Here is a 12,393-nt window from a genome sequence, read left to right as displayed (position 1 = left end):
TCTTTAAACCATAGCTTTGATTGACCTCGGCGCAAGGAAACAGGTATGGATGACAAAGCGGAAGGAAAATCGATTCTGATTATTGAAGATCACCCCTTGGTCGCGGACGCTACGCGAAGCGTACTGTCGAATATGGACAGGACCTTGAAAATCACGATATGCAATACCGCGCAAACAGCACTTACGGAATATAGCAAGTCCGGTAATTGGTTTCGCATATTCCTGGACATTGACATACCAGGGGCGCACGGTCTTTCACTAGCGAGACAATTCTTGCGGCTGGATGCGGCAAAAAAATGCGCTGTCATTACTGCGTCCGATAACCGCCAATGGCGAGCAGAGACGATATCGATGGGTATGCTTGGTTATATCGTTAAAGCAACGCGCATGGAAGACTTCGCTTTTGCGCTTGAAGAAGTCATGCAGGGACGATCGGCATTTCCGAAACCCGCGTCGGATGAACAAATCGCAGTACGGTTGACGCGCCGTCAGCAAGATGTGCTGTGTCTATTGTATCGAGGCTACACATCCAAAACCATTGCCGGCCAGCTTGGACTTACTGTGGGAACCGTCGATAACCATGCCTTCGCACTTTTAAATGCGCTGGGTGCCAGAAGTCGTGCTCAAGCCATATCAAAAGGGATTGAGTTGGGTTACATCAATTTTTCAAATATTCCCCGGAGCACTGTTCAGCTAGGGAGTACTTAGGGAAGATCTGATTAAGCTACTGCGCGGCCCAATCTCAGGACTGCGATGCTCATCGTACTAGCGTACGACTGCGCTTCTCCTCCTGACATTGAACCAGGTCAGCTATAGCTGAGGCTACGCTTACTCAGAACTTCCTACTTAATCAGAGATTCTTTAGTCGCGCTTATGCCACCGGAAAAAACACGCGTTCCATTTTTTTCGCGATTGTCACATTTAACGCTCACAATTCGGATAGCCACAGGTACGACGTTCTTGTTCGTTCTGGTTATTGTGATCTTCAGTGCTATCGCTCTCCGTTCGTTCAAGAATAACCTGTACGAGGTACTGGCATCCGATCAAAACACTTTGCTGAGCAGGGTTGCGGAAGATCTCGATAATACGGTTTTGCGACTAACGAACGGCCTTGTCGACAGCGCTAAAACTGTCACGCAAGCGGACATAGCATCCGGTGATTCAGCACAACGATTTCTGGATGCAAATACAGGATTGACGACATTATTCGACCGCTCAATTTTTTTGTTTTCCATTAGCGGCCAAATCATCGCGGAACATCCGTGGCTTCCCAACAGGCGTGGCGAACAGTTGTCTTTTCGAGATTACATTTACAACGCGATAAAAACGCGCAAGCCAGTGATGTCAATGCCGTTTGTCACGACAAAAAAAGACCGTAACTCGGTTGTCGTAATAAGCGTGCCGGTGTTCGCGCCAGACGGAAAATTAATGGCCATACAGGCGGGAAGCATAGGGCTCACAAAACCGGGGATACTGTCCAATATTTATACGACAGTTATCGGTCGTTCAGGTTATTTATTTCTTGTTGCAAAAGACGGCAAGATCATCATGTATCCAGATAAAAAACGTCTTCTGAAACGTCTGTATCCACCGAATCAGAATCCACTTTTCGAGGCGGCGTTAAAAGGTGACGTACACACCGGGATTACGATTGATCCAAATGGAAGAAGATCGTTGGTTTCCTATAAAAAAATACCATCGACTGCCTGGATTATTGCTGCGGTTTATCCAGAAGACGAAGCATTTGGTGCCTATAAAGAGCTCCTTCATCGGTTTTTTTTCCTGCTGGTTGTCTCCTGTGCGGTTGCGCTGATATCCGTTTGGTTCTTTACACGTGAAATGGTCGGGAAACTGGAGACTATCAATAAGAAATTAGAGAAACTGCAAACAGAAGCCACCAGTAAATTGCAAACAAGATCGCAATTTTTTCAAGAGGCAAGTCACGATTTCAAACAGCGTCTGCATGCGATGCAGCTGCTTGTGTATACAACGATAAAAAGCGAGCAGTCAGAAGCGCCGATACTGTTGTATAACATTGCCAGCACGGTCTCCGGCATGAAGAATTATGTGGCGAATTTTCTCGAATTTACGCAATTGGAAACATCGACATATCAACCCGTTCTAAGCACGATTCATCTGCAAGACCTATTTCAGAAACTGGAAGTCGAATTTGAAGATGTCGCGCTCCAGAAAAAAGTTTTTTTAAAAATCCGCGTGACACCGTTGTCCGTGTTCACGGACGAAAAAATGTTATTGAGAATTATAGAAAATCTGCTTTCTAACGCCATAAAATTTGCGCGTAGCAAAGTGTTGATCGGTATACGCAAGTCGGGAGAAGGCCTGTCGATCGAAGTTTGGGACGATGGTCCAGGCATCCCGCTTGCCAGCAGAGAGTTGGTTTTTGACGCATTCTATAGGACGCACATCCAATATGGTTTCCAGGAAGGTGTCGGACTAGGGTTGGCGATTGTCAAACGGCTTGCGACATGTTTAGGATATGAAATACAAATTCATTCGGTCGAAGGGAAAAATAACGTCGTTAAAATTCTCATTCCTTCTCTTTACGTTAATACAAGCGAGAGATGCAGGCCGAGAAACAAGAGATGGTCGCCTGCCCGACATAACCACATTACCCCTCTTCAAGTAATTCATTGATCCCTGATCTGAAAGTCGGATAAGCCGGTTGCCATCCGGTCGCGCGGACTTTTCGATTAGAAACGCAGAACGAACGCAAACCATTTTTCTCGCCGCGTTCGGGAGCTGGGCTGCCCTGTACTCTCGCAATGTGATCAAACAAGTCGCCTACTCTGACAGGTTCGTCGTCGGCCACGAGGTAGGCTTGGTTGCGCTCGACGGTCAGGAGATGCGCCAGAGCCGATGCAAAGTCGGACACGTGCAAAAGTGAAATCCAGCGTTCCGCGTCCTCCGGCGCTTTGAGCATTCCCGCGCCGATGGCATGCGCCCAGCTTAGGTTGCGTGAAGTGCCGGGGCCGTACAGGGCACCGCCTCGTGCAAGGGTCCAGGCTAGTTTCGATGCGACGATAATCTCTTCCATTGTTATTGCGGAGGCCAATATTCCTTCACCGGATGTTTGCGCCGATTCATCTACAGGGATGGCCTGCGAGTGGTGCAACATGGCGACGCTTTGCAAAATGAGATGACAGCCCGGGTTGTAATGCGCCAACGTATCAACCAGATTTTTCGTGCCTTCAATGCGTATCTGGTCATTGATTGCCCAGTTGCCGCGCCCTGACGCCCCGGGAATGCTGGTTGCGATATTGATGACTGCGTCGCAACCATCGACCATTGCCGGGAGAGATTCAGGCTTCAGAATATCGGCTTGCACGACTTGACAGCCGTATCGTTCGAAGGTCAGCGCGCGATGTCGATCACGCACAATGCAGCGGACTGTATGACCATTTTCAATTAGACGAGGCACCAGATAGCGGCCGACGACGCCTGTCGCGCCCAGTACACCGATTCGCATATTTTTATGGTGACGTTGATGCATGTTATTGATCCCCCGCACTAAAGTTGTTACCGTCTGAAACCATTTTCAATGGAGCACCGATGCGGGTGCGCGCTGTTTCAGCGCGTATACAGTCGGATAGCTGGCGCAATATTGTTTTTGGCTTTGCGTGCTGGAACACGTTTCTGCCGGCACACAAACCGCTTGCTCCGCTTTGCATCGCGTAGTGTGTCCACTCACACATATCATCGTCATCCATCTTGGCGCCGCCTGCGAAGAATATCTTCGTCTCGTCGCAATGCGATGAAATGAGCTCGGATAAGGTTTCCACGGTGTCCGGGAAACCAATTTTCACGGAATCAGAACCAAGTTCACTCGCGACCCGAATCAATTTGTGCATGCGATCAAGTTTTTCGTTCGATGATTGCGCTTCAACCTTGTCATACAACATGGTCAATACCGGCAGGCCGGAGGCATGGGCGGCATCCGTCACCGCGCCAAGCAATGACATGTTGTGTGAGTAGTTGTCAGCGGTGAAGTTGATCTGCAGCGATACCGCGTCTGCGCCGAGGCGCAGTGCGACATTGACATTGGTCACCATCTGCTTTGTGTCAGCTTCGTTGGCGATGCTGGGCATCCCGTTCAGATGCAAGATGACTCCGGTTGCAGAATCAAGCAGGTTCCCAATCGCGAGCCGTTCCAGCATTCCCTTGTGTACCAGGATGGCGCTAATGTCATCGTTTTTGATCCAGCCGCGTATTTCACTGAGTTTCCGTAGTCCGGATATCGGACCGACCGTCAGACCATGGTCGATCGGAACAATCAGGCCAACGTTGGAATTCGGAAAGAGTATCCGTCGTTCGCGCAATTTTCTACCTATGTATCCCATGCTCGTCTTTCGGTGGGTACTATTTTTCGATAATGGTTTCGTTGATTTTGATACCGACATGGCGACCCGATTCAGTCACATATCCAAGTACCTTGTCACCGGGCTTCAGTTCGGAGATATTCAACGGCTTCGCAAATTCGGAGAAAATACGTACATGCCAGTCGTCTTGCATCAATACGTTGACCTGTTCGCCATTTGGAAAGGCAACTTCGATCAGGCGTAACGGACGCTGTTCGATTTTCATGCGACCTACCGGTGCAGTGCGCACCTGGCCCTTTGCATTCACGATCATGATCGGCGAGCCGGCCTTGAGTTCGCTCATGTAGTCGGTGCGATCATTGACGTTGAATACGTAGGAATGCATGGCGCCCGCATTGATGCGGAAGGGGCGCAGTTCCATGTATGGAAGGAAAAAAACTTCCGGGCAACACAAGAGACCGCCTTGCGACGTGCTGCCGATGAGCATGCCTTCGTCTTCCTTGAACAGAGTGGCGGTGTCGATGCAAGCGCGATATCCCATTCCTGCCGGTTTGCTTGACAGAATGGTGCCGACTTGCAAAGAGAGGGAACTATGATTCTTGTTCTTCAATCTTGTGAGGAATTCGCTCATTTTGTCATGCGTACTCGGAGAGAATATTGCGCCCTCTGCGCCATATTCCATCACGCCATAGGAAACGATGGCGTCATCAACGTCGTTTGGATTGCGAATTTCCTTCATGAGGATCGTACCGGTCGATTGCAGCGATGCGATCACGAGTTCAAGAGGAATGTTGGTGGGATCACGGAACAGAATCCACAGAAAATCGCATTTCAAGCCGTCATGTATTGCGCTGAGCAGACTGGCATTGTCGTCGACATAGCACTCATAACATGTGGAAAAACCGTCTTTTTGCAATTGCCGCAAAGCTACCACATCATTTAATGCCACCGCGCGACGACTTTTTTCTGACCGTTTGAAGCTTCTAAAGTATTTCGCTTCGCGAAATTTGGCAACATCTTTGGTGTCGCGCAGTTTTAGAATGATTTGCATTCTTTCCGGTACTGCGGGTAGCAGGGCATCAATATTGTCCAGATAGAGAACCACCCCGCTATATTCAGAATTGATGACACGTGCAAAGATGTCGTCTTCCGGCGTTTTGTCTTTCAAACGTGCGCTGTCAAACCAAATCAGCGGGCTATCCATATTGGCGCGCTTGGACTCAGTTGCGCTCTGGATATTTTTGAGTTGCACGGATGAACGGGCAGCAATCACTTCTATGGTTTCAAACGGGATTGCCAGTGTGGATGGTGGAATACCCTCAATTACGGCGGACCGGCTTTGGGTGTCTTTGGTGGCAGCAACTGTCGCTGTTTTATTCATTGAAATGTTCCTGTGCGACGTGCGGAAGCACGTTGGGTGGTAAGTTGGAAAACGGCGCTTAACCGATACGAACAGCGCCGGACGGTCTTTTCAAAGGGCTCATGATCTCGTAGATGATCTGTTTTCCGGTGAGGCGATATGTTGCTTTTATTGTATTGTTTGAATCAGCCGCATGCATGGTAGCACCCACGAATATCTATCGATATATGGACTTCCTCATGGTTTGCGTTTTAGTTGAATGCTAATTGCGTGTGTATAAGCTAAGCTTGCCGGCATGCTAAAAAACCGCCCACCCGGTGCGCCGCGGCCCTCATGTTAAAAGTCGGTTTTCCACTTGTACGTTCACAATTTGAGGAGATACGCACTGTCGCCGCGATTGGGCAACGTCTCATAGCCGATGGGGATGCAGCCGTTGGTTGTTTTTACTGGACACTCCAATGTAGGACGTCCTCCGGCGCCACCAGCGCAGCGACGGAGTCCTAGCTTCCCTGTCGAAGCCCGAGTGTAGCGGTAACCCGCTTTCCATACATCAGTCCTCACCGACGAAGCAGTCAAGGTGCGTGTCGACCTCAGTTGGTGCCGCATGAAATCGAAAAAGTAATGCCACAGACTGGCGCAAAAGCCAGGTAGAGAGAGCGGCCAGTGGTGTAGGAGGGCGGCGTATAAAAAATCGCCGAAGCGGTTGTCGAATAGCGCCACGCTTCCTATACTGGAATGCTACAGGGAACGGGGAGGTGCTATGGACGCTGAGCAAATTCTTGAATTGATGGTTCAGGCAAGTAAGCAGATGACGCTGCCGAGTAATGAGGATCTGGCAATCCTATGGGCGCGCAGGCTGGCAACACTATCAGCAAAGCTGACCGAGGATGATCTCTACCCATTGATTGCGCTTGCTGCCATGGTCTACCAGCGGGGCAACCGGGAGCTCGAGGGAGGCGTGACAGCGGATCTGCTGATGAAAACGCTCAGGGAGGCGCTAGCGCGCAAGCGTACCCGGCGAGCGGGCTTGGCTCACTAGTCTGCTGAGATGAACGGTAACCCGGCGTTGGTGTCGAACATCTGTCGACATACATTGCGGAGCCCATCATGAAACGTCTCAGTATTTTGCTTGCCTTGTTGATCGTGTCACTCGGCGGGTGCGTAGCGGGGCCGTATGTCCCAGGCGGCGAAGGGGGCTATGACGGCGGAGACGGGTTTGGACACCGCGACCACGACCACGACAGAGGCGGAGAAGGTCATCATGACGGCAGGGGTGGGGACGGTCATGAAGGGCGAGGCGATGGTCACGGCGGCGACTTTGATAGCGGAGGAGGGCGTGGTGGCTCCAACCACTAGACCATCGTCGTAGCGACCAAGGGATGGCGTAAGCTGCCTGGCGCGGCGGGGCGTTAAAAGCCCGCTAACCTTTCGGCTGCGGGCCCTTAGAACTGGTGCTGGTATGTTTCCCGACCGCCAGCGCCGGTAGTGCGTGTCAAACCCAGGCAAGGTTTCATGATAGCCCGGGCACATTACATCCTTATGACATTGCGCAAAGGTGCGCGCACGCATGAGAGGGGGGGCGGAACAAGGACAAGCGCCGCGCTGTGCGGACAATGCTGAACCGATTATTCCTCAAATCGGTTACACAGCGCGTACATGGAGCGACGATCGAAGCTGGAAATAAAAAAGGGTTACAGACCGAAGTCTGTAACCCTTTGATATTACTGCCTATTATTGGTGGCCCCCCGCAGAGTCGAACTGCGCACCAACGGATTATGAGTCCGCTGCTCTAACCAAGCATGAGCTAGGGGGCCGATTTGCTACTTAAGTCGTTTGTTTGCTACCGGTATTTATCCGCATCGCGGTTCTTGAGCGGATCAGCATTGTAGAAGAATTTTCGCTCTGAAAGCAACTACAGTTGCAACCAGCTCAGCAAAAAACTTGATCGCTGAGCTGGCTGAGGACTTTAGTTACCTTCGAGGAAGCTCTTCAGCTTGTCGGAGCGCGAAGGATGACGCAGTTTACGTAATGCCTTGGCTTCTATTTGGCGGATCCGCTCACGCGTTACGTCAAACTGCTTGCCGACTTCTTCCAGCGTGTGATCAGTCGACATTTCGATACCGAAACGCATGCGCAGCACTTTGGCTTCGCGTGGTGTCAGTGAATCAAGAATGTCCTTGACCACGCCGCGCATCGACGCATGCAATGCAGCGTCAGCTGGTGCCAGGGTATTGTTATCTTCGATGAAATCGCCCAGATGTGAGTCGTCGTCGTCACCGATCGGTGTTTCCATCGAAATCGGCTCTTTGGCGATCTTCATGATCTTGCGGATCTTGTCTTCCGGCATTTCCATCTTGATTGCCAATGTAGCTGGATCCGGCTCTGCACCGGTTTCCTGCAAAATTTGACGGGAAATGCGATTCATCTTGTTGATCGTTTCGATCATGTGAACCGGAATCCGGATGGTACGTGCCTGGTCGGCGATCGAGCGGGTGATGGCCTGACGTATCCACCATGTTGCATAAGTCGAGAATTTGTAGCCGCGACGGTATTCAAACTTGTCGACTGCCTTCATCAGACCGATGTTGCCTTCCTGGATCAGATCCAGGAATTGCAGACCGCGGTTGGTATATTTCTTTGCAATCGAAATCACCAGACGCAAGTTGGCCTCGGTCATTTCACGCTTCGCCATACGCGCTTTTTTCTCGCCTGCGCCCATCTTCTTGTTGATGCCACGCAGATCCGGCAACGGCAATACAACGCGCGCTTGCAGATCAATCAGGCGTTGCTGCAATTCCTTGACTGCCGGCACATTTCGGCTCAGCACAATACTGTACGGATGATTGCCGTTGACCTCACCGTCAACCCAGTCCAGATTGGTTTCGTTGCCTGGGAAGACTTTGATGAAATGCAGGCGCGGCATGTCGCATTTGTTGACTGCAACGTCGAGAATCTGACGCTCAATCTTGCGCACTTCATCCACTTGACCGCGCAATGTGTCACACAATTTTTCAACGACTTTGGCGGTAAAGCGAATACCGAGCAATTCGTTCGAAATAATTTCTTGCGCCTTGACGTACGGCTTCGAGTTGTAACCTTCTCTTTCGAACGCTTTACGCATCTTGTCGAATTGAGTCGAGATGGTTTCGAACTTGGCCAGCGCATCGCGCTTCAGTTGCTCAAGTTGTTCTGCCGAGAAGCCAGCTGCACCGGAGTTACTGTTGGCTTCTTCCTCTTCTTCCTCTTCTTCGTCTTCTTCTTCGTCCTCGTCTTCGCTATCTTCGTCAGAGGTAGCCGCAGCGCTGCTGGTGTTTAGCGCTTCGTCAGTAGCATTCAAATCAACCAGACCGTCAACGATTTCATCAATCTTGATTTCGTCTTTGGCGATTTTGTCCGCGGCCAGAATAATTTCGGCAATGGTCGTTGGGCATGCCGAAATAGCCTGGATCATGTCTTTCAGGCCATCTTCGATACGCTTGGCGATTTCGATTTCACCTTCGCGTGTGAGCAGTTCAACCGAACCCATTTCGCGCATGTACATGCGGACCGGATCGGTAGTCCGGCCAAAGTCGGAGTCAACGGTGGACAGCGCGGCTTCGGCTGCAGCTTCCGCTTCATCGTCGCTGGTAACGGTTGCCACGTTATCGGACAAGAGCAGCGTTTCTGCATCAGGAGCATGTTCGGAAACCGAAATACCCATGTCGCTGAAGGTACCGATGATGCCTTCGATGGCTTCCGGATCGATGATGTTTTCAGGCAGGTGATCGTTGATTTCAGAATAAGTCAGGAAGCCACGCTCCTTACCCATCTTGATCAGCGTCTTGAGCTTTTGACGGCGCGCTTCAAGTTCTTCTTCAGATGCTTCTGTATCTGAGGAGAATGCGTCTTTCAGCAGCGCTTTTTCCTTGGCTTTCCGATCCTTGGCCTTGGCTTTGTCGACCGCCTTCAGTTCGGCGCGCTCGACCGCATTCAATGCGGCGATTTCGTCGTTCTCCGGCTGAAATTCTTTCGGCTTGCGACCACGGCGGCCAGGTACCTTGACCGACGGCAAAATGTAGCTGGAGGTGTCAATCGCTGCGAGTGTAGCGGCATCGGTAGTCTGACTAACGCCTGATCCGATCATCACGCTCATGTCCTTTTGGACAACTGCTCCAGCAGCGATGTTTTTAGGCGACTTGACGACTTTGAGTACGGGTTTCTTGTTTGTCACAGGGGCTTTCGATTTCACAGATACTGGCTTCGCAACAGTTCTTGATGCACTTTTTTTCGTGGGCGTTGCAGCCGCCTTGGAAACTGCCTTGGGAGCAGCTTTGGCGGCTACTTCAGGCGCTAGTTTTTTAGTACCAGGCCCAATAATTTTCTGGCCCGGCGATTTTCCTGCCGTTTTACTGGATGACTTGATAACGGTCGTTTTGATGGACTTTACGGCTGAAGAGGACGCGGCTGATTTTGCTGCTGTCGGCTTCGCTTTTCTGGCGGAAATTATCAGGGGTTTCGCGGGTTTCTTCATTGCGTTCGCCATGGAATCATTTACCAAACTGGTACTGGTTACACTGATTTGCGCGATGCTTTATGATGCTTTGCTTGTGCCCCGGTCAAACTCTCAACTTACGCTCACATTTTTGCTCGAGCCTTAGTTGCCAACGAGTTGCCGATGAAACAACCTGCGCGCCATTCCTCAATTTTGTTATTAACACCTCAAAACAATTCAAAGTCTACAATTCTGCATCTAAACTAAATAGGCTAAGGCGTTGAATCTAAAGCCTTTAATTATAGCATATGGAGGGGTATTTCTCCAATTCAAGAGGCAATTTCCTCTGCTGAGGGTTTTGACAACTTATGTGCTTTAGCGTTCCATATTGGCAAGTTCACAGATAGCCTGATCCTGCAGTAGCGTTTAACGTTGCGCCATTTCTGCCTCAGCCTGACGTCGCAGGTGGTCTTGCTGCAACATCAGCTCACGGTAGCGATTGCGTGCATCTTCGGTTCCCAGCCCGGTTGCTGCCAACTGGTCCAGCTCTCCTTTCAATGTTTTCATTTTGGTCTGGCGGATTGCACCGGCCAATTCCATGCGTGCAGTTTCGATTTCGGATTCTGCTTCGGCCGCAATTTCGGCAATCAGAGATTCAAACTCGGCGCCACCTTCCCGTAAATGCTCTGCCAGGGACGCAAAATTAGCCTGGGCGCCCATGGTCCGACTGGCTTCGATCAGTTGCGCCAACATTTCTGCGCGGTCGGGCGCAAAGTTGGCTACTGCCGCCAAAGCGGATTCGTCCAACTCCGATGTCAGCGCCGGATGGGCCACCATTAAGCGGATGATCTGCCGCTCCAACCCGACCGGGGCAGGGCGACTGCTGCGCGGCGGTGCTTGGCGGGAACGGGCAATCGGTTTGGTTAATTCAAACAGTGACTCAATTTCAGCAGCCGTCGATTGGGTTAATTGCGCCAGACCACGTACTATCTGCAATCGCAGCGATGATGGCGGCATGGTTTGCAACAAGGGTTTGGCATCGAACTGCGCGCGCGCGCGACCCTCCGATGTGCTCAAGTCCACTTCTGCAGTGACCTCGTTGAGCAAAAATTGCGACAACGGCATGGCATCATGGATTTGCCGTTCGAATGCCTCCGTACCCAATTCGCGAACATAACTGTCCGGATCGTGCTCTTTTGGCAGAAATAAAAACTTGATCACCTTATTGTCGCTGGCATGTGGCAAACAGGCATCTAGCGCACGCCGTGCTGCGCGTCGCCCGGCGCCATCGCCATCGAAGCTGAATATGACTTGGTCCGTTTGCCGCAATAACTTGTGCACATGGGTTGGCGTGCAGGCGGTGCCCAGCGTTGCGACCGCTTGCGGAAAACCCAATTGCGCCAATGCCACCACGTCCATATAGCCTTCTGTCACCAACACATAACCAGCGTCGCGAATTGCCTGGCGTGCCTCAAACAAACCGTATAACTCGCTGCCCTTTTGAAATAAGGGTGTTTCCGGAGAATTCAAGTATTTTGGTTCGCCACCATCCATCACCCGACCGCCAAAGCCGATGACCTGGCCTTTGGTATTGCGGATCGGAAACATGATGCGATCGCGGAAGCGGTCGTAACGCTTGCGGTTGTTGCCTTCCTCATCCGTGCGGTCAATGACCAGGCCGGATTCAACCAGCGCGCTGACTTCGTAATCAGGGAAGACGGTACGAAGACTGTCCCAGTTGTCTGTTGAATAACCCAGGCCAAATTTGGCGGCAATCTCGCCGGTCAGTCCGCGGCCCTTTAAATAAGCGACCGCATGTGGGGCGCTACGCAAATTCTGTCGATAGAAGTTGCATGCGATGGTCATCGCTTCAGACAGGGCCAGGCTTTGGGCTTGATACTCGGCGCGCTGGGCCGGGGGAATTTTGTCATCGTTTTCTGGTACGACCATGCCGACGTTCTGTGCCAGATCCTTGACTGCCTCGACAAAGCCGAGACCGGAATACTCAATCAAAAAACCAATCGCCGTGCCGTGCGCGCCGCACCCAAAGCAGTGATAGAACTGTTTGGTCGGACTGACGGTAAAGCTGGGAGATTTTTCGTTGTGAAACGGACACAAACCCATGAAGTTTGCGCCGCCTTTTTTGAGCTGCACGTAGCGACCCACCACGTCGACAATGTCAACGCGGTTAAGCAGATCCTGAATAAAGGATTGTGGGATCACTG

10 protein-coding genes and 1 tRNA gene are annotated in these 12,393 nt (G+C 51.2%); 5 read left to right on the top strand and 6 right to left on the bottom strand.

All coding sequences use genetic code 11. The features are described 5' to 3' along the window. Positions 1-45 precede the first annotated feature (45 nt). Positions 46-708 (top strand): response regulator transcription factor, encoded by a 663-nt coding sequence (locus AC3CHX_RS23040; RefSeq protein WP_488630306.1) that lies wholly within the window; start codon positions 46-48, stop codon positions 706-708. 165 nt (positions 709-873) lie between these two features. Then, positions 874-2,655: a cache domain-containing protein gene (locus tag AC3CHX_RS23035; protein WP_488630305.1), complete on the top strand. Its 1,782-nt coding sequence runs from the start codon at positions 874-876 to the stop codon at positions 2,653-2,655. On the opposite strand, the gene AC3CHX_RS23030 is transcribed toward AC3CHX_RS23035, so the two are convergent. From AC3CHX_RS23030 to AC3CHX_RS23020, 3 genes are read right to left on the bottom strand one after another with little or no spacing between them, the layout of a single operon-like run. Next, complete coding sequence (locus tag AC3CHX_RS23030; RefSeq protein ID WP_488630304.1) at positions 2,630-3,511, bottom strand: NAD-dependent epimerase/dehydratase family protein; 882 nt, start codon at positions 3,509-3,511, stop codon at positions 2,630-2,632. The two genes, AC3CHX_RS23035 and AC3CHX_RS23030, sit on opposite strands and share 26 nt — an antisense overlap. Position 3,512: 1 nt before the next feature. Continuing rightward, complete coding sequence (locus tag AC3CHX_RS23025) at positions 3,513-4,418, bottom strand: class I fructose-bisphosphate aldolase (RefSeq protein ID WP_488630303.1); 906 nt, start codon at positions 4,416-4,418, stop codon at positions 3,513-3,515. Further along, complete coding sequence (locus tag AC3CHX_RS23020; protein WP_488630302.1) at positions 4,378-5,718, bottom strand: 3-dehydroquinate synthase II domain-containing protein; 1,341 nt, start codon at positions 5,716-5,718, stop codon at positions 4,378-4,380. The genes AC3CHX_RS23025 and AC3CHX_RS23020 overlap by 41 nt, the downstream gene beginning before the upstream one ends. A 739-nt stretch (positions 5,719-6,457) precedes the next feature. Between AC3CHX_RS23020 and AC3CHX_RS23015 the strand changes: the two genes are divergently transcribed. Together AC3CHX_RS23015 and AC3CHX_RS23010 are read left to right on the top strand one after the other, a co-directional pair. Next, on the top strand, positions 6,458-6,736 hold the full coding sequence (locus tag AC3CHX_RS23015) for a hypothetical protein (RefSeq protein WP_488630301.1): 279 nt from the start codon (positions 6,458-6,460) through the stop codon (positions 6,734-6,736). A gap of 68 nt (positions 6,737-6,804) precedes the next feature. Continuing rightward, positions 6,805-7,053, top strand: a complete 249-nt coding sequence (locus tag AC3CHX_RS23010) for a hypothetical protein (RefSeq protein WP_488630300.1) — start codon at positions 6,805-6,807, stop codon at positions 7,051-7,053. Between the two features lie 379 nt (positions 7,054-7,432). On the opposite strand, the gene AC3CHX_RS23005 is transcribed toward AC3CHX_RS23010, so the two are convergent. Continuing rightward, a tRNA-Ile gene (locus AC3CHX_RS23005) sits at positions 7,433-7,511 on the bottom strand. Positions 7,512-7,663: 152 nt separating this feature from the next. Next, positions 7,664-9,907, bottom strand: a complete 2,244-nt coding sequence (gene rpoD, locus AC3CHX_RS23000) for an RNA polymerase sigma factor RpoD (RefSeq protein ID WP_488630299.1) — start codon at positions 9,905-9,907, stop codon at positions 7,664-7,666. Between rpoD and AC3CHX_RS22995 the strand changes: the two genes are divergently transcribed. After that, positions 9,828-10,334, top strand: coding sequence for a hypothetical protein (locus AC3CHX_RS22995; protein WP_488644973.1), 507 nt, complete (start codon positions 9,828-9,830; stop codon positions 10,332-10,334). The genes rpoD and AC3CHX_RS22995 overlap by 80 nt on opposite strands. A 260-nt stretch (positions 10,335-10,594) precedes the next feature. Here AC3CHX_RS22995 and dnaG read toward each other — a convergent pair whose 3' ends face one another. Further along, a complete protein-coding gene (dnaG, locus tag AC3CHX_RS22990; protein ID WP_488630298.1) occupies positions 10,595-12,391 on the bottom strand; it encodes a DNA primase in 1,797 nt (598 codons plus the stop codon). Between the last annotated feature and the right edge of the window lie 2 nt (positions 12,392-12,393).

It is taken from the genome of Glaciimonas sp. OK215 (assembly GCF_057787885.1).
The sequence above is the reverse complement of the archived record's forward strand: the minus strand, read 5'-3'. Positions and strand labels throughout refer to the sequence as shown.